General features: G+C 53.8%; 19 protein-coding genes. 7 read left to right on the top strand and 12 right to left on the bottom strand.

Going from position 1 to position 22,302, the window contains the following annotated elements:
• Positions 1-26: 26 nt before the first annotated feature.
• A complete protein-coding gene (locus CBE72_RS07355; RefSeq protein WP_100142980.1) occupies positions 27-251 on the bottom strand; it encodes a hypothetical protein in 225 nt (74 codons plus the stop codon).
• Between the two features lie 100 nt (positions 252-351).
• On the bottom strand, positions 352-1,995 hold the full coding sequence (locus CBE72_RS07360; RefSeq protein ID WP_229672036.1) for a methyl-accepting chemotaxis protein: 1,644 nt from the start codon (positions 1,993-1,995) through the stop codon (positions 352-354).
• Positions 1,996-2,464: 469 nt separating this feature from the next.
• Here CBE72_RS07360 and uvrD point away from each other — a divergent pair, with 469 nt between their 5' ends.
• From uvrD to CBE72_RS07380, 4 genes are all read left to right on the top strand, one after another.
• Positions 2,465-4,630: a DNA helicase II gene (uvrD, locus tag CBE72_RS07365; protein ID WP_100142981.1), complete on the top strand. Its 2,166-nt coding sequence runs from the start codon at positions 2,465-2,467 to the stop codon at positions 4,628-4,630.
• Between the two features lie 101 nt (positions 4,631-4,731).
• Positions 4,732-5,592 (top strand): 4-hydroxybenzoate octaprenyltransferase, encoded by an 861-nt coding sequence (gene ubiA / locus CBE72_RS07370; protein ID WP_039034837.1) that lies wholly within the window; start codon positions 4,732-4,734, stop codon positions 5,590-5,592.
• 150 nt (positions 5,593-5,742) lie between these two features.
• Positions 5,743-6,783, top strand: coding sequence for an NAD(P)H-dependent flavin oxidoreductase (locus CBE72_RS07375; protein WP_167387652.1), 1,041 nt, complete (start codon positions 5,743-5,745; stop codon positions 6,781-6,783).
• Positions 6,784-6,922: 139 nt separating this feature from the next.
• On the top strand, positions 6,923-7,351 hold the full coding sequence (locus CBE72_RS07380; protein WP_100142983.1) for an excinuclease ABC subunit A: 429 nt from the start codon (positions 6,923-6,925) through the stop codon (positions 7,349-7,351).
• Positions 7,352-7,490: 139 nt separating this feature from the next.
• Here CBE72_RS07380 and CBE72_RS07385 read toward each other — a convergent pair whose 3' ends face one another.
• From CBE72_RS07385 to argS, 5 genes are all read right to left on the bottom strand, one after another.
• On the bottom strand, positions 7,491-8,063 hold the full coding sequence (locus CBE72_RS07385; RefSeq protein WP_100142984.1) for a nucleoside triphosphate pyrophosphohydrolase family protein: 573 nt from the start codon (positions 8,061-8,063) through the stop codon (positions 7,491-7,493).
• Positions 8,064-8,171: 108 nt separating this feature from the next.
• Positions 8,172-9,497, bottom strand: a complete 1,326-nt coding sequence (gene hslU / locus CBE72_RS07390; RefSeq protein WP_100142985.1) for an HslU--HslV peptidase ATPase subunit — start codon at positions 9,495-9,497, stop codon at positions 8,172-8,174.
• Between the two features lie 21 nt (positions 9,498-9,518).
• A complete protein-coding gene (gene hslV / locus CBE72_RS07395; protein ID WP_100142986.1) occupies positions 9,519-10,043 on the bottom strand; it encodes an ATP-dependent protease subunit HslV in 525 nt (174 codons plus the stop codon).
• A gap of 223 nt (positions 10,044-10,266) precedes the next feature.
• Complete coding sequence (locus CBE72_RS07400; protein WP_100142987.1) at positions 10,267-10,836, bottom strand: SPOR domain-containing protein; 570 nt, start codon at positions 10,834-10,836, stop codon at positions 10,267-10,269.
• Between the two features lie 3 nt (positions 10,837-10,839).
• A complete protein-coding gene (argS, locus tag CBE72_RS07405; RefSeq protein WP_100142988.1) occupies positions 10,840-12,585 on the bottom strand; it encodes an arginine--tRNA ligase in 1,746 nt (581 codons plus the stop codon).
• Positions 12,586-12,865: 280 nt separating this feature from the next.
• On the opposite strand from argS, the gene CBE72_RS07415 reads away from it, so the two are divergent.
• The gene (locus tag CBE72_RS07415) at positions 12,866-13,543 is read left to right on the top strand and encodes a DedA family protein (RefSeq protein ID WP_100142990.1); all 678 of its coding nucleotides are present in this window, start codon (positions 12,866-12,868) and stop codon (positions 13,541-13,543) included.
• Positions 13,544-13,597: 54 nt separating this feature from the next.
• On the opposite strand, the gene priA is transcribed toward CBE72_RS07415, so the two are convergent.
• Complete coding sequence (gene priA, locus CBE72_RS07420) at positions 13,598-15,793, bottom strand: primosomal protein N' (protein ID WP_100142991.1); 2,196 nt, start codon at positions 15,791-15,793, stop codon at positions 13,598-13,600.
• 208 nt (positions 15,794-16,001) lie between these two features.
• Here priA and CBE72_RS07425 point away from each other — a divergent pair, with 208 nt between their 5' ends.
• Together CBE72_RS07425 and rpmE are read left to right on the top strand one after the other, a co-directional pair.
• Entirely contained in the window at positions 16,002-16,841 is an 840-nt protein-coding gene (locus CBE72_RS07425) for a FimV/HubP family polar landmark protein (RefSeq protein WP_100142992.1), read from the top strand.
• Positions 16,842-16,966: 125 nt separating this feature from the next.
• Entirely contained in the window at positions 16,967-17,179 is a 213-nt protein-coding gene (gene rpmE / locus CBE72_RS07430; protein ID WP_025009259.1) for a 50S ribosomal protein L31, read from the top strand.
• Positions 17,180-17,389: 210 nt separating this feature from the next.
• On the opposite strand, the gene CBE72_RS07435 is transcribed toward rpmE, so the two are convergent.
• From CBE72_RS07435 to CBE72_RS07450, 4 genes are all read right to left on the bottom strand, one after another.
• Positions 17,390-18,187, bottom strand: coding sequence for a Crp/Fnr family transcriptional regulator (locus tag CBE72_RS07435; protein ID WP_100142993.1), 798 nt, complete (start codon positions 18,185-18,187; stop codon positions 17,390-17,392).
• Between the two features lie 136 nt (positions 18,188-18,323).
• A complete protein-coding gene (locus CBE72_RS07440; RefSeq protein WP_157929047.1) occupies positions 18,324-18,980 on the bottom strand; it encodes a TorD/DmsD family molecular chaperone in 657 nt (218 codons plus the stop codon).
• A gap of 46 nt (positions 18,981-19,026) precedes the next feature.
• On the bottom strand, positions 19,027-19,692 hold the full coding sequence (locus CBE72_RS07445; RefSeq protein WP_100142995.1) for a DMSO/selenate family reductase complex B subunit: 666 nt from the start codon (positions 19,690-19,692) through the stop codon (positions 19,027-19,029).
• Positions 19,693-19,707: 15 nt separating this feature from the next.
• A complete protein-coding gene (locus tag CBE72_RS07450) occupies positions 19,708-22,257 on the bottom strand; it encodes a DMSO/selenate family reductase complex A subunit (RefSeq protein WP_100142996.1) in 2,550 nt (849 codons plus the stop codon).
• Between the last annotated feature and the right edge of the window lie 45 nt (positions 22,258-22,302).

The raw sequence follows: 22,302 nt of genomic DNA on the forward strand, positions 1-22,302 counted from the left end.
ATGGGAGGCTTTGGGCATTCCAGAGATTACTTTTTGTCGTTGAGGTGCTGGACTATCGTTGCCTTGGCTTCTTCATGGCTGGCTTTCTCTTTTTGTGCCTGAATATGGGCCGTGGCCTTGTGGCCGGTTAAGTCCTCGGCAATATGCAACCAATCCGGATGCCAGTAAAACTGGCTGCCTTCCAGCGTCGACCAGTTATGTACTCCATGAGTTTCACCGTTATATATCAGATCTTTAATTGAATATCCCATAATCAGCACCTCCAGGTTCGTTAGATGTCCGTATTGGCGTAATACAGTGCATTATCATGCGACCGTAGCGGTCGCATGAGTGTGAACCTTGTCGCGTTTTTTAGGTGCGGAAACGGCTGATCAGTTGGGCCAGGTTGTGGGCCAGCTGACTCAGTTCCTGACTGGATTGAGACACGTGTCCGGTTCCCATGGAGACCTTGGAGGCGGCGTCACTGATATTGGTGATATTGACCCCCAGCTCGCCGGTAACGGCGGTCTGTTGCTCGGTGGCGCTGGCGACCTGAATTGCCATATCGTTGATGATACTGATGGCTGCACTGATCCTTTCAATCGCATCACTGGCGTCGTTGGCGCAGCGAACACTGCCCTGCATCCGCTCACGGCTTCTTTGCATTACTTCATTGGCATGTTGGGCTCTTTGTTGCAACTGCTCTATAGTGCCTTTGATTTCCAGCGCCGAGCTTTGGGTACGACTGGCAAGAGTACGCACTTCATCGGCCACCACGGCAAAGCCTCTGCCGGCCTCACCGGCCCGGGCGGCTTCAATGGCGGCATTGAGGGCCAACAGATTAGTCTGTTCGGTGATCTGAGCGATCACTTCCAGCACCATGGCAATGGAGTCAGAGTCTTTTTGCAGCTGACCTATGACTTCGCTGGCGGTAGTGATTTCCGCATCTGAGCTTCGAATGGTTTCCAGGGTTTGCAGCACTACCTGCTGACCTTCGGTTGTTGCCTGTACGCCTTGGTTAGCTTGATCGGCGGTTTGCGTGGTGTTGCGGGAAATATCGGCAATCGAACTCTGCAGCTCTGTCATGGCGGTAGCTACCTGGTCGACCTCAGAGCGTTGTTGTTGCATCTCGTCGGCGGATTCAGCAGCAACGGTAGTCATCTCTTCCACGGCGGCTGCCAGCTGCACCGAGGCGGCACCTATTTGAGAGATCATATCGTGCAGTGTGGTGCGCATCTGTTCGAGCGTTTCGGCCAAGTGGGTAAATTCGCTGCTGCTGAATTTTTCCATCGGGATGCGAGTCGCAAGATCGCCGGAAGCAATGTTTTCCAGTACTTGAGTGGTGGCATTCAGAGGCATAAAAATGCGTCGCAGCAGGAACCAAGCGGCTCCGAGCGCCAGGGTTACAAAGAGGCAGAAGACGATGACCAGGCTGTTGCTGAGAGATTGAATTGCCTGTTCACTGGCTCCTCTGGCATCGCTGACCTTCTTGGTTTCCAGTTCCATTAAGGCTTTGAGTTCTGTCTCAACATTGTTGTAGATGTGCCACGCTTCCATTGAGGTGAGCATGTTGGCTGTATTTTCTGCCAGATCGCTGAGGTCTTGTTTCAAAAACTGATTATGCAGTCCCATAAAGGCTTGCAGTGGGGCATCCAGCTTCATTAATTGTGTAAGGGTGTCTTTTCCGGCACCCTGCTTGAGATCTTTTAGTGCCGCATGGATCAACAGGGTCTGATCCTGCAGATATTGACGTGATTCTTCACTCATAGGAGCGTCCAGTACCCGTCTCAAGCTGTAACCCAACTGTTCACGTCTAAGACCGGATACCAGTTGTAGTAAAGAGGCGGCCTGATCATTGCTGTGATACTCTCGTTCCAACAGACTGATCTGACTTTTAACCTCTTGCAAATGATAGGCAATAGTGCCCAAGGATAGGCAAAATAGCGCTAACAGCGCAGCGAACAAGGTGATCAATAACTTGCGCAAAGAAAGATTGGAAAAGATGGCTTGGTTCACAACCCGACTCCAAAAACAAATGTATGAAATATATAATGAATGTTTCAATATCCTAGGTGTTTGTACCGGAATAAACTGTGAGTTAAGGCAATTTAATTGGTAAATGTTTTAGTTTTTAGTATTTTTCATTGCTTATATCTGTAAGTCATTATTTGCGTTTTGGTTTAAAAAAGATGGTGTCGTGGAATTAAGGCATATAACGCCTTGCTATCTTCCGGCGTGTGCTATTGCTGGTGAAAACTCTCTTAGGACATTTTTCAGGGGGATTCCCTGGACAAATTAAGTCGTGATTTGTTGTTCACTATTGAATAGTGCGTTGCTATTTGCCCGCTTAGGCTTGATTGTGTTGGCTTCTCTGCATTCATTTCTATCATCCGACATGCTTTTTTGCCGTTGGCCAAGTTCTTGGTTACGTATGAGCAGAGGGGCTTTCCTGCTATAATGCGCGCTCGTTTTTGTGGAGGCGCGAATGGACGTATCTTCTTTATTGGATGGCCTGAATGACAAGCAGCGTGAGGCGGTGGCCGCACCTCAATCGAGCATGCTGGTGCTCGCCGGAGCCGGTAGTGGCAAGACCCGGGTACTGACTCACAGGATTGCCTGGCTGCTGCAGGTGGAAAACCAGAGCCCATACTCCATTATGGCGGTGACCTTTACCAATAAGGCGGCCGCCGAGATGCGGGAACGGGTGGAGAAGATAGTCGGTAACCATATGGGCCGCATGTGGATCGGTACCTTCCATGGTCTGGCCCATCGTCTGCTGCGCACTCACTGGCAGGATGCTGGCCTGCCGCAGAATTTTCAGATCCTCGACTCGGATGATCAGCTCCGCCTGCTCAAGCGCATCCTCAAGAGCCTGAATCTGGATGAGAAACAGTATCCGCCGCGGATGGTGGCCGGCTATATCAACGGCAAGAAGGATGAAGGACTCAGGCCGAAACATCTGGATGGCGGCCTCTTCCCGATGGAGCAGAAGCTGGTGCAAATCTATCAGGTGTATCAGGAGTCCTGTGATCGCGCCGGGCTGGTAGACTTTGCCGAGATACTCTTGCGGGCTCACGAGCTGTTTCTCAACAAGGAACATATTCTGGCCCACTATCAGGATAGATTCCGCAATATTCTGGTGGATGAGTTTCAGGACACCAACGCCATTCAATATGCCTGGATCAGAGTACTGGCAGGCAAGAACGCCAATGTGATGATAGTGGGCGACGACGACCAGTCCATCTATGGCTGGCGCGGCGCTCAAGTGGAAAACCTGCACAAGTTTTTGCAGGACTTTCCCAATGCCGAAACTATTCGCCTGGAACAAAACTACCGCTCCAGCGGCAATATTCTCAAGGCCTCCAACGAGCTTATCGCCAATAACCCGGATCGGCTGGGCAAACAGCTTTGGACCGAAGATGTCGATGGTGAGCCGATCTCAGTTTACTGTGCCTTCAATGAGATGGATGAAGCCCGCTTCATCATAGGCCGCATTGGCGACTGGCAGGACAAGGGCGGCAGTCTCAGTGACTGCGCCATCCTCTATCGCAGTAATGCTCAATCGCGGGTGTTGGAAGAGGCCTTGCTGCACAAGGGGCTGGCCTATCGCATCTATGGCGGCTTGCGCTTCTTCGAGCGTCAGGAGATCAAGGATGCCATGGGATACCTGCGTTTGATTGCCAACCGCGACGATGACGCCGCCTTCGAGCGGGTGGTCAACACTCCCGCCAGGGGGATAGGCGATCGCACCCTGGATATTCTCAGAACCACGGCCCGGCAGCAGCAACTCACCCTGTGGCAGGCCTGCGTCCGTTTGTTGGAGGAGAAGGTCTTGGCCGGCCGCGCCGCCAATGCGGTGCGCAGCTTTATGGACTTGATAGTGCAGCTGCGCAGCGACACCGAAGAGCTGCCCCTCTATCGCCAGGCGGATAGAGTGATCCAGGACTCCGGGCTCAAGGCCATGTATGAGCAGGAAAAGGGCGAAAAGGCTCAGGCCAGAGTGGAAAACCTCGAGGAACTGGTCACCGCGGCGCGCACCTTCGAAGTGCCGGAAGAGCTGGTGGACATGGGTGAGTTGAACGCCTTCCTGTCCCATGCGGCGCTGGAGGCGGGAGAAGGCCAGGCCGATGCCCACACAGATGCGGTGCAGCTGATGACGCTGCACTCGGCCAAGGGGCTGGAGTTCCCGCTGGTGTTTATGGCCGGTGTTGAAGAAGGACTGTTCCCCAGCCAGTTGTCGCTGGAAGAGGGCGATCGTTTGGAAGAAGAGCGGCGCCTGTGTTACGTGGGCATGACCCGCGCCATGCAGCAGCTGTATATCACCTATGCCGAGTCGCGGCGCATCTATGGCCGTGAAAACTATTCACGGCCATCGCGCTTTATCAAGGAGATCCCGCCTCAGTACCTGCAGGAAATTCGTCTCAAGGCGCAGGTGGCCACCCCCATGGCCAATAACAGGTTCAACAAGTCGCAAAGCAGCTTCAACGACACGGGCTTTAATGTTGGCCAACGGGTATTGCATCCCAAATTCGGTGAGGGGATAGTGACCAACTTCGAGGGCCAGGGCGCACAGGCCAGGGTACAGGTAAATTTTGACGATTTCGGCAGCAAGTGGTTGGTGGTGGCTTACGCCAAGTTGGTTGCTTGTTGATTGTCATAACAGGAAAATTTGCTTTTTGTGGTGTCAATCACATTGCCGCTGAGTCATAATGCAGGGCAAGCTTAAGGCCGGGATGTTTGGAGAGCCTACCGATGAACTTGAGGGAAAAAATTGACGTCTATGCCCGTCTGTCGCGTCTGGACAGACCCATAGGAACTTTTCTGCTGCTGTGGCCCTGTTTAATGGCGTTGTGGTTGGCGGCCGGGGGCTTACCGGATCTCAAGGTGTTGATCATCTTTATCATAGGTGTGTTTGTGATGCGCGCCTGCGGCTGCATCATCAACGACTATGCCGACCGTGAGCTGGACACCTATGTCGAGCGCACCAAGGCCAGGCCTTTGGCCAGTGGCGAGGTCACGGTCAAAGAAGCGCTGGGCCTGTTTGTGGTCATGGGGCTTTTTGCCTTTGGTCTGGTGCTGCTGCTCAATCCTCTGGTGGTTAAACTCTCCCTTGTCGGCATGCTGCTGACCATTATCTATCCCTTCACCAAGCGCTACACCAATATGCCGCAGATGTTCCTCGGCACGGTTTGGAGCTGGTCGATCCCTATGGCCTACGCCGCCCAGACAGGTGAAGTGCCTGTCGAAGCCTGGTGGCTATTTGCCGCCAACTGGTTCTGGACTGTGGCCTACGACACCATGTATGCCATGGTGGACAGGGACGATGACCTCAAGGTGGGGATCAAGTCCACCGCCATTCTGTTTGGCCGTTACGACAGGCAGATCATCGGTCTGTTTCAGCTGGCGGCGCTGGCCTGCTTTATGACAGCAGGTTATGTGGCCGAGCGTGGCGCCCTCTATCTGGTGGGGCTGCTGGCCTTTATCGGCTTTGGGCTTTATCAGCAGAAGCTGATTTATGATAGGCAGCGGGCGCCCTGCTTCAAGGCGTTTCTCAACAACAACTGGGCGGGTATGGCCTTGTTTGTCGCCTTGGGGATGGATTACCTGCTCTGAACGACATTGAGTTTGACTATCAACGCCGCGATTCCCGCGGCGTTTTTGCTGGCACACACCGCCGCCAGCCGTTAATCTGAACTGCTGGGTTATTGAATGAAGCAGTGGCAAGAGGTGCCGCTGAGGACTGAAGCAAGAAGGAGTCTTGGTATGTTGATAGAACAACTCTTTGGTATTGAATTTCCGCTTATTCAAGCCCCCATGGCTGGTGCTCAGGGCGTGCCGCTGGCATTGGCGGTCGCTTCTGCCGGTGCGCTCGGCTCCATTCCCTGCGCCATGCTATCCCATGACAAACTCAAGCAAGCTATTGAGAGTTTCAGGCGTCAGAGTGACCGGCCGCTGAACCTCAACTTCTTCTGCCATAAGCCACCCGAGGAACAACCCGAGCGTTTGCGTACCTGGCTGCAGCAACTGGCGCCCTATTACCGTGAATTCGAGGTCGAAGAGCTCGGCGGTGGTGCTGAGCGGCGTCCCTTCGATGAAGAGGTCGCTGCGGTTATAGAACCCTTTCGCCCCGAAGTGGTGAGTTTTCATTTCGGGCTTCCTTCCACCGAGCTGATGCTCAGGGTCAAGAGCTGGGGCACCAAGGTGATTGCCTCGGCAACCAGTGTCGCCGAAGCCAAGTGGCTCGAATCCAGAGGCGTGGATGCCATCATAGCCCAGGGCCTGGAAGCCGGTGGTCACAGAGGCCATTTCCTCAGTGATGATTTGACCGAGCACAGTGGTACCTTTGCCCTGTTACCGCGTCTGGTACAGGCGGTGAAGGTGCCCGTGATTGCCGCCGGTGGTATTGCCGACGCCGCCGGAGTGCAGGCGGCCATGGCTTTGGGAGCGGCCGGGGTGCAGGTGGGCACGGCCTATCTCTTGTGCCCGGAGGCCGAGATCAGTGAACTGCATCGCCAAGCGCTGAAAGATCCGCAAATCAATCGCCATACGGCACTGACCAATCTCTACAGTGGTCGCCCGGCCAGAGGCATAATGACCCGTTTGATGCGTGAGTTGGGGCCTTTGGGGCAAGCGCCGGACTTTCCATTGGCGGCCAATGCCATTGCGCCGCTGCGCGCCGCGGCAGAAGCACGCGACTGCAGTGATTTCAGCCCGCTCTGGTGTGGTCAGAACCCGGAGGGATGTCGGGAAATTCCCGCCGCCGACTTGACCCGTGAGTTGATGGCGGCCTTTATCAAGGCTTGAGCTTTTTCTGGTCTAGTGTATGTAACTGCCTGTATCATTGCGAATTAGTCACTCCTGCAATCGGCGGAATGACCCTATCTTAAGATGGACGGCAATCAAAGCTTTGACTGTGGCGTAGAGCCGCAATAGGGAGATATAGATGAAAAAATCACTTGCTCTGGCGCTGCTGGCCCTGATGGTCAGCGCCAACGCTGCGGCGCGAGATACCATAGCCCAGTATCCGGTACAGGAACTGCTGCAGACCGAGAAGGCCAAAGAAGCCCTTCACGATGTGCCCCTGTATTTTGCCACTCAGGCGCATCCGCAGATCAGCAAGAGCTATGGCGAGGTGATCACCAATAAAAAGACCAATGCCTTTGGCAAGTCGGATCGCGAAGCCTGTGAGTGGGTGATGTTGAGTGCCCTCAAGGCATTGCAGGAACGCGCCGAGCGTGAAGGAATGGACGCCGTGGTCAATATCCAGTCCTATTACAAGAAGCGTGAGTTTGCCAGTGAAACCGAATATGAGTGCGGCGCCGGGGCTATCATGGCCGGGGTGGCGCTGAAAGGGACCTTGGTGAAGTTCTAACGGTGAAGTTCTAACGATGAAGCACTCACAGTTTTAATCGCTGAAAAAGCAGACCTGAGGTCTGCTTTTGTGGGCGAGCGGTTGGGAACCTGTTTGGTTCCCCAAAGGCGAGTGCCAGTTTAGGATTGAACGCCGAGCGTTACACCAGGTCCTTGAGGTTGGCTGGACGATAATAGACAGACTTGAGTACCTTGCCCTGGCGCACTGTTTTACCGGTCATTTCCACATCTTTGGCACACTTGGCTATCAGGAAGTCACCTTGACGGCTGCCGATAATTTCCACCCCTTGCTTGGCATAGTGGGCCACGGTATCTGCCAGTTCCTGCTCATTGCGGCATACCTTGCTCATGTTGCTGGCATGCACTTCATCCCAGCAGGGCTCAAAGTCGATTGCCTTGTTGGCGGCAACCTGCAGCAGCAGATCTATCAGGTAACTGATCTCCAGTCGCTCCCCGACCTGGTTGCAGCCCAAGTGCACCAAGCGGCCCATCAATACATACACGCTGTCGACTATGGCGTCGGCCTGTTCAATTTTGTCTGTTGCTTCGGCCAGTTCGGTCAGCTCTTCGCTGATAAGTGAGGTGTGCAGCGTGTCTGCCTTGGCATCCAGGGTGTCAGGAGAGTCGACCGGCAGATCGAAGGTGGTTCGGAATTCGTGAATATCCCGGTAGAGCTTGCTGTATAGCTCTTGAGTCAGCAGAGTCAGTTTCATTGCTTGGGTTCCAGCTTGGGCAAAGGAGGGGATGATAAAGAATGCGCGCGCCGAAGGCAAAAAAGCGCCGTAAAAAAGCCTCCCGAAGGAGGCTGTTTGAGGTGAAAATCAGAGAATGAAGCGACTCAGATCTTCATCCTGAACCAGGTTGTCCAGGTGAGCATCGACATATTCGGCATCGATAACAAACTTGCTGCCGGACTTGTCGCTGGCCTCGAAAGAGATGTCTTCCATCAGCCGCTCCATCACAGTGTGCAGCCGACGGGCGCCGATGTTTTCGGTACGTTCGTTGACTTGCCAGGCGGCCTGGGCGATGCGGTCGATACCCGACTCGGTAAATTCGATGCTGACTCCTTCGGTGCCCATCAAGGCCACATACTGCTCGGTGAGCGAGGCGTGGGGCTCGGTGAGGATCCGTTTGAAGTCGGAGGCGGTCAGGGCATCCAGCTCGACCCGAATCGGCAGACGGCCCTGCAGTTCGGGGATCAGATCCGATGGCTTGCTCATCTGGAAGGCGCCGGAGGCGATAAACAGAATGTGGTCTGTCTTTACCATGCCGTGCTTGGTGTTGACTGTGCAGCCTTCCACCAGAGGTAATAGATCACGCTGTACCCCTTCGCGAGACACGTCCGGGCCTGAGGTTTCGCCGCGCTTACAGATTTTGTCTATCTCATCGAGGAACACTATGCCGTGTTGCTCGACCAGCTCAATGGCCTGCTCTTTGAGATCTTCCTGGTTGACCAGCTTGGCGGCTTCCTCTTCGACCAGTTGCTTGTAGGCATCCTTGATCTTGAGTTTCTTGCGCTTGCTCTGTCCCTGACCCATGTTCTGGAACAGGCTCTGCAGCTGGTTGGTCATCTCTTCCATGCCGGGAGGCGACATGATTTCGACACCAATTTGCGGCGCCGAGACATCGATTTCGATCTCTTTGTCGTCCAACTGGCCTTCACGCAGTTTCTTGCGGAACACCTGGCGGGTGTGGGACTTGTCCTCGGTTTCCTGATCCCAATCGTTCTTTGGCTTGGGCAGCAGGGCATCGAGAACCCGCTCCTCGGCGGCTTCTTCGGCGAGGGAGCGGCACTTCTTCATCTGCTGCTCGCGGGTTAGTTTGACCGCGGCGTCGGTGAGATCGCGGATGATCTGCTCCACTTCCTTACCCACATAGCCCACTTCAGTGAACTTGGTCGCTTCAACCTTGATAAAAGGCGCATTGGCCAGCTTGGCCAGACGGCGGGCGATCTCTGTCTTACCAACACCGGTTGGGCCTATCATCAGAATATTCTTCGGGGTCACTTCCTGGCGCAAGCCGGCATCCAGCTGCATGCGGCGCCAGCGGTTACGCAGGGCTACTGCGACAGAGCGTTTGGCCTTCTGTTGGCCTATGATGTGCGCGTCCAGTTCGTGGACGATTTCGCGGGGTGTCATTTCAGACATAATGCTTCCTCACGCTCGGGATCAGTAATTCAGTTCTTCTATAGTCTTGAACTGGTTGGTAAATACGCAGATATCGCCGGCTATGGTCAGCGCCTTCTCGGCAATATCACGGGCACCCAGTTCGGTGTTCTCCAGCAGCGCCAACGCCGCGGCCTGGGCATAGTTGCCACCAGAGCCTATGGCGATAAGATCATGCTCCGGCTGCACCACATCGCCGTTACCTGTGATGATCAGTGAGCTTTCATGATCGGCCACCACCAACATGGCTTCGAGTTTCCGTAAGGCTCTGTCGCTGCGCCAGTCTTTGGCCAGCTCGACCGCCGACTTCATCAAATGCCCCTGATGCATTTCCAGTTTTGCCTCGAAGCGTTCAAACAGGGTAAAGGCATCGGCGGTGCCACCGGCAAAACCGGCCAATACCTTATTGTGGTACAGGCGGCGTACTTTGCGGGCATTGCCTTTCATCACAGTGTTGCCCAGAGACACTTGGCCGTCACCGGCGACAACAACCTGATTATTACGGCGTACAGATACGATAGTGGTCACGATAGATCCTCTTCTCGGGCGGACGGCGTGTCCGTCATGGGTCAAATCCCCAGGGTCTGCTGCATGAAACGGCCCATTGGGGCACAGCAAGGCCAACTAATGAGGTGATAGTTTTCTATATGGGGTTGGGGGCGGGAATATCAAGTGCCCGGCAGAGGCTTTCGTCCTGAAAAACAAAAAGGCTGCAAATCTTATTGTTTGCAGCCTTTAAATTGAGAGGAGTTTATTCCTCCCAGAACCAGATCATACAGCCGTTGAGACCGGCTCTTTGCAGCACGTGGCGCTGCCGCTCGGCATCGCGCTTGCTGTCGTAGGGGCCGAGCACCACCTTGTACCAGACGCCGCTGGTGCCTTGCACCTTGCGCACCTGGGCTTCTAGCCCCTGGAAGGCGATCACGGCTTTCATCTCGTCGGCCTGGGACTGTACCCGGAAGGAACCGCACTGCATCTGATAAGGGCGAGATGGCTTGTTGCTCTCTTCCGGAAGATCCACTTCTACCTGCTTGTTTTCCAGCTCCTTGAGGTAGGTCCACTCCTCTTTGGGCTTGGGCGGTAGAGCGTTGGGGTCTTTCTTCTGGGGCACCGGCTTAGTCTGTGGCTGAGGCTGAGCCACTTCGGCCTCGGGGGCGCTGCTCTTCAGGCTCCAGAGGAAATAGCCAAAGCCGGCCACCACGGCCACTACCACCACAAGCAACAGCACAGGAAAGCCTTGCTTGGGCTGCGGTTGCTTGCGAGCGCCCCGCTTGGCAGGCTTGCGGGGCTTGGGTTTGCTATTGGCGTAATCGCGTCCCATGGATTACATGCGCTCCAGAGTCTCGATACCTAGCAGTGACAGGCCTTGCTTGAGGGTCTTGGCGGTCAATTGAGACAGCAGCAGACGGCTGTGCTTCTGGGTTTCGTTATCGGCCGCCAGCACGGGGCAGGCTTCGTAGAAGCTGGAGAAGGCACCGGCCAGTTCGAACAGATAACCACAAAGTACATGGGGTTGGCCCTTGTCGACCATACGGGCAAGGATTTCACCGAACTGGGCCAGCTTGTTGCCCAGCTCTTTTTCCTTGTCGTGTTCCAGAGCGATAACGGCATTGCTCAGATCCACATCTTCGGCCCGCTTGAAGATCCCGGCAACCCGGGTGTAGGCGTATAGCAGGTATGGCGCTGTGTTGCCTTCAAAGCTCAGCATCTGATCGAAGCTGAAGATATAGTCGCTGGCGCGGTTCTTCGACAGATCGGCGTATTTCACCGAGGCGATGCCCACTACTCGGGCGATTTCGGCCAGGGTGTCTTCGTCCATGTCGGGGTTCTTGCTGCGTACCAGCTCCAGCGCCCTGACATTGGCTTCATCGAGCAGGTCAACCAGTTTCACCACCCCGCCGCTGCGGGTCTTGAATGGGCGGCCGTCTTCACCGTTCATGGTGCCAAAGCCCATGTGTTCCAGTGTCATTTCCGGGCGCACAAAACCTGCGGTGCGGGCCAGGCTGAACACTTGCTGGAAGTGCAGCGCCTGGCGCAGATCCACGAAGTAGAGGGCGCGATCGGCATGCAGGGTACCCGAGCGATAGCGCATGGCTGCTAGGTCTGTGGTGGCATAGAGATAGCCGCCATCGGCCTTCTGAATGATTACCGGCAGGGCTTCACCGTCTTTGTTACGGAATTCTTCCTGGAATACCACCTTGGCGCCGTTACTTTCAGACAGCAAGCCTTGGGCATCCAGATCTTTGACCACCTGTTCCAGATCGTCGTTGTAAGCGCTTTCACCATGGACATCGGCGCGGGTCAGGCTGACGCCCAGGCGCTGATATACGTCATGGCAGTGGCTCAGGGAGATATCGTTGAACTCACGCCACAGCTTGTTGCAGTACTCGTCACCGGATTGCAGCTCGACCACCAACTGGCGGGCGCGGGTGGCAAATTCGGCCGACTCGTCGAAACGCAGTTTGGCGGCGCGATAGAAGCTTTCCAGATCAGACAGCTCCAGGTTGGCGTTTTCGCCATTTTGTGCCCGCAGCTCTTCCATATAGGCCAGCAACATGCCGAACTGGGTACCCCAGTCGCCGACGTGGTTTTGGCGGATCACCTTGTGACCGAGAAACTCCAGCGCCCGCACAACGCTGTCGCCAATGATGGTGGAGCGCAGGTGGCCCACATGCATCTCTTTGGCGAGGTTAGGGGAGGAGTAGTCCACTACCACGGTTTGCGACTTGGGCAAACTCACACCCAGATGCTCGTCGGCCAGTGCCGCCTGCAGCTGTTTGGCCAGGGCACTGTCATCAATAAAGAAGTTGATAAAGCCGGGGCCAGCTATCTCTACCTTGGCCACATGGCTTGAGGCAGGCAGGTTGTCGATGATCAGTTGTGCCAGCTCCCGAGGTGGCTTGCCGGCAGCTTTGGTCAGCATCATGGCCAGGTTGGTGGCCAAGTCGCCGTGACTCTTATCCTTGGTTCGGTCTACCTGAATCCTTGGCGCAGTCTCTTCGGGGATCAACCCCTGTTGTTTCAAAGTGGCTACTGTCTGTTCAAGCAAAGATTGGATATGTGATTTCATTGGCGTTTTATCGACACTGACTGATAAAGGTTAAAAGGGGATAACCGCACATTCTAGCGCTTTCGGCGGTAACATTGCTATCACCAGTACGGTTTTATCAGCAAATTTTGTTGTTGCCTGGATTTGCCACAGCCAGGGCCGTTTTAAGATCACTATTATGGATGAATCTTTGTTTAAGAATCGCTGATCTTTATTTTTGGGGAGTATGATGTCGATCCTGTCTTCCCCCAAGTGCCGATTTTGCCATCGGCATGCGTCGATAGTTTCAATGGAGATATAGATGCTGGACTCCATCACCACAGTGTTACAAGCCATTTGGCAACAGGATTTCACCGCGCTGCATGCTCCGGGTATCGCCCTGAGTATCTATGTGTGCATCTTCAGTTTTATTTTCCTGGAGAGCGCTTTGCTGCCGGCGGCCCCCTTGCCTTGCGACAGTGTGGTCATACTCTCAGGCACCCTGGCGGGAATGGGGATCCTCAACCCCTTGCTGGTGTTTCTGTTACTGTTTGTGGCGGCCGCAGGCGGCAGCTATTTGGCATTTATTCAGGGGCGGCTGCTCAATCGTTTGCCCAAGGTGCAGGGCTGGGTCTACAAGGTGCCGCCCGACAGTCTGGCGGCAGTGGATAAACTCCTTGGTCGTCATGGGCTGGTGGCACTCTTCTGCGCCCGTTTTCTGCCGTTGGTGCGTTCGCTGCTGCCTTTGGTGATGGGCGTGCGCATGGCCTGTATCAAGACCTTCTATTTTTTTGCGGCCCTGAGCGCCTTCTTCTGGGTGGGGCTGTTGGTATCACTGGGCTATATGATGCCGTTTCTGCCCGAGCGGATCAGCAAGCTGTTGACCATGGCGTTGATGGCGGCGCCGGTGATTACTCTGGTATTGGCGCTCGGCAGTTGGCTGACCTATAAGCTGCTGCGCAAGCCGCAGGACAAGCAGGGGCCTCACGGTCAATTCTGAGCCGGATTAAAGCCGTTCGAGGGAGTTACAGCAGATCCTGCGGACTCTTATCAATTACAACAGATCCTGCGGATCTCGATCCAGACTCCAGCGGCAGCGCTTGGCCTCGGGTAGCTGTTCGGCCTGAGGCAGCAGCTGTTCAAACACCTGTTGCAGCCTGCGTCTGTCCTTGGCTTGGGCCAACAACTGGCGCCGATACTTGCCGGCCTTGCGATCCAGCGGCGCCGGCAGCGGGCCTATCACTTCAAAATCCTTGTCCATGGGTAACATGGCGGCAAAGGCCGCCAGAAAGGCATCGGCATCCTCGGCGCGGTGTGATTCGGCGCGGATCAGCACCATATGCCAGGCCGGGGGTAACAGTGCCTGCTGGCGTTCATTGAGCTGACTGCGGGCAAACTCGCCATAGCCTCTGTGAAGCAGGTCCCTGAGCAAGGGGTTATCGCTCTGATGAGTCTGCAGTAGCACAGTGCCTGGCTTGCTGGCGCGACCGGCGCGACCGGCTACCTGGGTATAGAGTTGGCCGAAGCGCTCAGGGGCCCGAAAATCGGCGCTGAACAGGGCGCCATCTACATCCAGCAGCCCCACCAGGGTGACATCGGGAAAGTGATGTCCCTTGGCCAACATCTGGGTGCCTACCAATATCTTGTATTCGCCGCGATGAATGGCGCTTAAGTGCTGTTCCAGCGAGCCTTTGCGGCTGGTGGTATCCCGGTCGATTCGCACCACGGGATACTCGGGAAACTCCTTGCTGAGCGCCGCCTCCAATTGCTCCGTACCTATGCCCTGACCCTGCAACATGGTGCTGCCGCAGTTGTGGCACTGGCGTGGAATCGCGTATTGGTTGCCGCAGTGGTGGCAGCGAATTTCGCCGAGGGATTGGTGCAGGGTGAAAAACGCATCACAGCGATCGCACTCATGCAGATGGCCACATTCGTGGCACAGCAGGGCTGGGGCAAAGCCGCGGCGATTGAGAAAAAGCAACACCTGGTTACCGGCCTGCAGATGCAGGCGCATCTCGTTCAGCAGCGGTTGCGACATGCCCGCCTGCAGCGGTTGGTTGCGGATATCTATCAGTCCCTGACGCACCTTGAGGGCATTGCCGGCCCGCTCTCCCAATTGCAGATGTTGATAGCGGCCGCTGAGGGCGTTTTGCAGGCTCTCCAGCGACGGCGTTGCGCTGCCTAGCAGCACAGGAACCTGCTCCAGGTGACCGCGCATGACGGCCAGATCCCGGGCGTGATAACCCACGCCTTCCTGCTGTTTGAAACTGCTGTCGTGTTCCTCATCGAGAATGATGATCCCGGGCCAGGCCATGGGGGTGAACAGCGCCGAGCGGGTGCCGATTATGATGGCCGCCTCACCGCTGCGGGCCAGGCGCCAGGCGTCGAGGCGCTGCTTGTCAGTCAGGCCGGAATGGATCACGGCAACCGTGACTTTGAATCTGCGTTTGAACCTGTTAATGGTTTGCGGCGTCAGGCCGATTTCCGGCACTAGGATCAGCGCCTGCTTGCCAGCCTTGAGTATGGTTTCCAGTACCGCCAGGTAGACCTCTGTCTTGCCTGAGCCTGTGATCCCTTCAAGCAAGCTGCACTGATAGCCGCTCTGTGCATTGAGGCTGGCGACCGCCACGGCTTGCTCCGGGTTGAGCCTGTGAGGTTCTTCCCCCAGTTCAAGCTTTTGCCGCCATTCAAGATTGGCGCTGACTGACCGCTCTCGTTGCTCGGCCCAGCCCTTGTCCAGCAGCCCCTTGATGGCACTCTTGCTCAGCTCCAGCGCATTGACCTCTTCAGTGGTCAGTTCCCCCTGTTTGAGCTGTTGCAGCAGTTTGCGTTGGGCGGGAGCGCGTTTCAGCGACTCCAGTGTGGCTTCCAGGCCCGCACTGGTCAGACACAGATAACTGATTTTCTCCGGCGCGGCATCGGCACCCTTGCGCAGCGCCACCGGCAGGGCTTGGGTCAACATCTGCCCCTGGCTGCAGAAATAGTATCTGGCGGCCCAGAGGGTCAGTTGGTACAGCGCCGGTGGCAGCAATGGCGCGCTGTCCAGCACTTGATATACCGGCTTGAGTTGTTTGGGCTCGAGCTCGCACTCATCACTCAGGCTTGTCACTAGGCCTATGAGTTGCTGGCGGCCAAAGGGCACCTGCACCCGCATTCCCGGCTCGAGTGGCCAGGGGCAAGCTTTGGGCATCAGGTAACTGAAGTTCTGCCGCATGGGAACGGGAAGGGCAACTTCTACAAACTGCGGCATAGTCAGAATTTTCGCAAATGATCACGGCACATGTTGCCCGTCAGTTTACTCAGGCTAGAATGAGAGAACCAGTCCCGGAAACAAAAAGCCGCAAAAACCACAGCTTGAATCTGCTGACTTAACGAATCCAAACCAAAGAACTTAAGCCAGAGAACCTAAGCCGAATAGTCTAAACTGGGTAATTCAAAATCAAACAGAGAGGATAGGGATGAGAGCGGGTTTACTGATGTTTGTACTCATGTTGCTAACGTCTGTTGCCAGAGCAGAAACCGCCCATGTCAGTATCAATCAAAGAATGTTTGAACTCGGGCACTTGCCCATGCTCAAGGTCAACGTGGTGGCCGACAGTGAGGATATGACCCGGCTTGAGTTTATTGTCAGGCAGCAAGGTGCGGCGGAAAAACTCATGGTGCAACCCATTAACCGTTACATGGTGTTGCTGCTGGGGATAGATGAAGTGACCGACAAGCAGGCCGAATTGCTGGTGCGGGAATACCGAATCAATCGCTGGCATGAACTCAAACGCTTGCCCTTGTTCGATACCTCGGTGCCTGTGGCACTGCGCTCTAACCGTGCCCGGGTCTTTGGTGAGCAGATGCCGAGTGAGTCACAGCGGGCTGCAGTGCCAGCCACAACAGGAGCAAGCGAAGCTGTGCCATCGTCAGCCGTTCAAGCTCAAAGGGTTAAAGAAGTCGCCGGTCAACCCCAGAGTGAGCCTCAAAGCCTTGGCGTGTCCTTGGCCTCTCAAGCCGTTGCCGCGCCAGGCTCACAGGTAACGGCGCCGCCAATTGAGACGCGTGAGCCGGGATGCATGCTGGATTTCGATGGTACTGAAACCCTCTGGCGGGTGGCCAGCCGCTATGCCGAGAGCCGCCATACCCATGTCTACGGCGCTATGCTGGCTATTTTTGAGGCCAACCCCAAGGCCTTCAACCGTGGCAACATTCGCCACCTTCGCCGCGATGCCAAGTTACACTGCCCCAGTAGCCGCTTGTTGCAGTCCTATGGAGATAAGACGGCCGCCAAAGAAAAGTTCGAGCAGATGTAGTCACCTACTTGTCAGCGCTGGGCAGATACTGTACTATTCTGCGCCCTGAACTTTTGATATTAACCGCATGTGGTGTCCGACTTCGGGTTGGAAGAGCGACATGGCCTTAACTTGAGGTAACCCCAATGAAACCAGGTATCCATCCTGAATACGCAGAAATCACTGCAACTTGTACTTGTGGCAACGTCATCAAAGTAAACTCTACTGCAGGCAAAGCTCTGCACTTGGACGTTTGCGGTGCATGTCACCCTTTCTACACTGGTACTCAGAAAGTTGTTGATACCGGTGGTCGTATCGACAAGTTCAACAAGCGTTTCGGTATGCTGGGCAAGAAGTAATTGCCACTGCAACCAATCGAAAAGGCGTCCCATGGACGCCTTTTTTGTTGCTCTTTTCGGGGCAAGAGTATCCTCTTTCGAGCGCCTTTGGATAACCTTATCGGAAATGGAAATCAGCTAAATATTTTATGGATAGTATTTGAATGAAGGCATAGCTAGTTCACTTTGAACCAGTGAAATCCCCAGGCTTTATGACTCATAAAGCCCCTGTCAATACATGTTGTTGAGGCTTATCATGTTTTTCGGTTTGAACTTCTGCATATTATTCGACTGACAGCCTCTGGCGTCTTCTCTACCTAATGGGCAGGGTGATAAGTCGCTGAAAATATCGATATTAACGCATAGTTTATTGTTAACCCTTTTAAGTAAGTCTTGTTTTTTTAATTGGCCAAACATCAGATCCAGCTTTATGGTACTGATATGCAATATGTCGGCTATTTCTTCCCGAGTTAACTTGAGATCTATGGTTAACCAGCGATTATTAAATGGGGATTGAAGAACAACTAATATATCAAACAAGAACTTAATAAGCTTATCTTCCGGTGATGATGTTAACAGAAATATGGCTAATCCAGTTTGTCTTTCTGTATAGTAGGCCGCGTCATACATAAACTGCATGAAGAGCTCTACATCCTCATTAACCAATTTCTTTATTACTTTCTTGTCTATGGTTATGATCTTGCTGTCTCTGGCGGCCAGAATGCTTTTACAGCATGTGCAACCGTCATCCAATAACAGGTGATAGTCAGTCAGCCGGCCAGGGAAAATGACATTTAAAAATTTGGGGCGAGTAAAGTCGTTGGTTCTTTTGGAGTAAAATATTAGCCCGCTTTCAAGGTAGACAAAGTTATTGAGAAGTATATTTTTGTTTAATGGCGAGCCTTTCTTTAACTTTCTTACGATACCGTTGGCGTAAAAGAAGTTAGCGATGCTTTCATTGACTCCTCCGGGAAAAAATAGAGTCGATTTCTTTTTTTCATCTGCGCCAAGTGATATAACATTCAACATTACTTATGCCCTAAAATAATGATTGATTGAATAGTAACAAACCTCTTGAGTGACAAATGTGTTATTGATCCGCAAAATAAGGATTGAGCTGTGTCGGGTACATCTGAGTTATCAGTTTTTTCTTATGTTGTGAGCGCTAATCTCTATTGATAATGACAGGCGACTCATCCACCAATCTCTGTAGATAGAGAAAATATTCACTGGCTAATAACGCCATGCTTCGATAATAGTTTGTTTGGGCATGTGCGATGGCCAATTCCAGACACTGCTGTACCCAAGGTTGCACATGACGATCAAGTAAAGTGTGAAGGATTGCCATGGTGTCATGTTGCTTATCTTCGTTGAGCTGAGCCAACAAGTAGGCAATAACGGCAAAGATCAGTCCGAGATGATCAACGGGTTCGTTCCGCTCAAAATGGATTTGTAGGCCATGTTGTTGATAAAACCTCATCAACTCCAGCGTCGAGGCTTCATTCAATAAAGCGGATGCCGATTGATAGACTGAGCCCCAAGGTGGCGCAACCGGAGTTCCCGGGCCGTTGAATAACTGGCCATAGTCCAACTGAAGCGCAATCAGTTGCTTGTTGCTGCCATCCCAGTGTTTGAGATAGTGTTCCAATTCGGTCAAGGCCAGGGATTCGCGCTTACTTTGGGTTAACCTGGGCCACTGGGTGGCGATATCGTTTAGTCGAAAGTGTTCGACCAGCTCAGCCGTTGGCAGATCCAGCAACACCTTATGAAATACGTTGGCAATACTCTGTAAACTTAAGAGTGTATCGGTTGATATAGTCATAATCATCCACAAAAAGGAGAGCAGCCAAGGCTGCTCTCTTGGAGGGTTACACTTCTCTAATATTCAAAATGTGCCCATTGCTGCGAGCATTGCGGGGCGCTTTGACTATCAGGTTGGGAGAGGTGATAGATTGCGAGGGCAGCGGAGCAAAGTGACCATCGCCATCACCATATTTGGCTCTCAGGTTATCCATGGTATCGAAATCCAGTGCCCTGAGCGGGCAGGCATCAACACATATGGGTTTCTGTCCTTGCTGCAATCTGTCCTGGCAACCATCACACTTGGTCATAATCTTACGTTGCGCATCCAATTGCGGCGCATCATAAGGGCAGGCTCTGGCACAGCTTTCGCAGCCAATGCACAGGGACTCATCGACTAACACCAGACCATTATCTTTCTGTTTATGCATGGCGCCGGTTGGACAAGCCTTAACACAGACGGGGTCGCTACAATGGTTACAGCCTATGGAGGCATAGTGAGCGAATACATCCTGTTCATAGCTGCCATCGCTATTTTGGCTCCAATTGCCGCCGCCGTATTCATAGACACGTCGCCAAATCACCCCGGGTAAGGCGGCTACCCCCAGTTCTCTGACATTGTCCTTGGCACGCAACAGGCCAACCATGCGGTCTTTACAGGCAATATGACAAGTCTTGCAACCAGTACATTTGCTGCTGTCAAAATAGAATCCATATTGAGTTTGCTGAGTCATTTTTTCGATCCTCTATTATCTTTTCTTGATAACAGCAACACGGTTGGTGTGTTGAGGGTTACCCTTGGTAATGGGAGATGGGTGATATTTGGTAATGGTGTTGATACAACCCCCCAGATCGACAGTATGTCCGGAAGGTCCGGTGTTCTTGGCCGGATCCGGCTTGTACCAAGCGCCTTGTCCCAGTGAACACACACCGGGTATCACTCGGGGAGTCACTTTCACCGGCACTTCAATAGTGCCGCGTTCGTTGTAGGCCCACACTATGTCACCATCGGCAATACCTTGTGCCGCGGCGTCAGTTGGGTTCATCCACAGGGCATCTTCCACGGCCTCACGCAGCCAAGGCACATTGTGGTAACTGGAGTGGGTGCGTCCCTTGGTGTGGTAGCCACACAGCTGTAAGGTAAAGCCTTTGTCAATTGCTTCCTGATCCTGGTAGCCATCCCAAGTCACTACATATTTAGGTAGCGCGGTGATTTGATCTCCCGGGCGTAGTGTCCAGGTGGCTGCCTTGCGCGCCAGTGAGATGGAATAGAGTTCGATCTTGCCTGAGATGGTAGGTCTGGCATTGGCAACCGGGTCGGTGATATAAGCCTGCATCGCAATGGTCGATGTTGGCATGTATTTACGGAATACCCCGGCTTTTTGCGCCTCGGCATAGGTCTCAGGCCATTTAATGTCAGGATGCATCGCCTTGGTTTGTTCATACAAATGTTCACACCACTGTTCGCCTGTACGCCCCTCTGTATAGGCGGCTTCTTTGCCCATCGCCTTGGCAATACCGCTACAGATGTCGTACATGGACTGAGCCTGGCCCAAAGGCTTCAGGGCGCTGCTCATAAAGGTGGCATAGGCCATCTGTCCCGAAGCGTAACTGTCGTTGGCAAAGTCATTGGATTCCAGCCAAGTGCTGTCCGGCAACAGATAGTCGGCAAACTTGGCCGATGGCGTCATCCAGCAGTCACAGACCACGATTAGCTCGCACAGACTCTCGTCTTTCAAAATGGCGGCGGTGCCGTTGCTGTCGGAATGTTGGTTAATCAAGGCATTACCGGCGCAGTTGATAATCGCCTTAATATTGGTTTTGAGTTTAGTGGCGTTGTGATCCACCAGTTCGTTAGTGCTACCGGCGACACGAACGCCATCTGTGCTGCCGGTAAACTCCTGGCCGCGAACTATGGCTTCTGACCAAGTAAACACAGGAATGGTGACATCAACCGGGTTAGTGCCGGTAGGCATGCCGGGAATGGCAAAGCTGTAGCTGGTAGGCATGGCGCCGTTATTCACCCCTTCGCGGCCCAGTTTGCCGGTCATGATTGCCAGAGTGTATACCGCACGTGTGGCCTGATCGCCATTGGCATGACGGCTGATGCCCGCGCCGGCACTAATATAGGGGGCGTTGGCATTCATGAGATCTGTGGCCAAGGCTTTGATTTTGTGTTCGGGGACGCCACATACTTCTGCGGCCCATTTGGCATCATGGGCACCATCGGCGGCAAACTTACCGACACCCATGATGTAGTCGTGGTAGTTTTCAGTTGGATCTATGTACTGGGCATGAGAGGCAATAAAGGGATCATTGTTGAGGGCGACCGCAGCCTTGGCATTTTCCAGAGACTGTTGATCGAATCCCACCACATACTTATCCAGGAAACCCTTCACTTCGCGAGTAACAAATCCAGAAGCGATCATTTCATGAATGATGGCTTCAACAAGCGCCGCATCTGTGCCTGGTCGTATGGGTAACCAGTGTGTTTCATTGCCGCGCATTGAGTCTGTGTAACGAGGTTCGACCATCCAGACTTTGATGCCTTTGGTATTGGCCGCCAGAGACTGGATAAAATCATAGCCTTCACCACTACCGCTCATGCGAATTTCATTGGGATTGAAGCCAAAACCGACAAACAGATCCGAGTTGGCAATCTGATCCAGCGAAGTGCCGCCAATACTGTCCCACTGGTCGCCATAGGTCGCGATACAGGCCGCATATGCCCCGGCCCAAGAGTAATCCCAGTGATGGTTCAGGAAGCCGCCATTGAGGTTGAGTAGCCGTCCCCAAGTAGCGGTGTTGGCTGCAAACCCGTAGTAAGCACCGGTTCCATAATGCATATAAATGGACTCGGGACCCTTACTTTGATCTTGGGAGATCTGTTGCAGTTTTGCCCCAATCTCGGCATAGGCCTCATCCCAGCTGATAGGCACAAACTTGCCCTCGCCACGCTCGCCCACGCGCTTCATCGGCTGACGTAACCTGTCGGTTGCATAGGTGCGCTGACGCAGTGAACGACCACGGGGACAACAGCGAATTTGATGGTTTACCCCATACTCATCTGTGGTTTCATGGTCGGATTCAATGCGGGTGATGACACCATCACGGCTGAACACTTTTACCGGGCAGTTGGAGCCGCAGTTTACTAGGCAAGCCGACCAATTCAGCTGTTCTTCCGCCACCGGAGGCTTGGGAGGCACTGCATTAGCATCCTTAGAGCTGGAGTTACAACCGGATACTGTAGCTGCAGCACCGAGAGCTGCACTCATTTTCAAAAAGCTTCTGCGTTCCATTGTTTTTATCCTCACGATTTAAGCCTTGCTCAAGGCAACAGGTAG

This window comes from Shewanella carassii (assembly GCF_002777975.1).
Classification (GTDB): Bacteria; Pseudomonadota; Gammaproteobacteria; order Enterobacterales; family Shewanellaceae; genus Shewanella; species Shewanella carassii.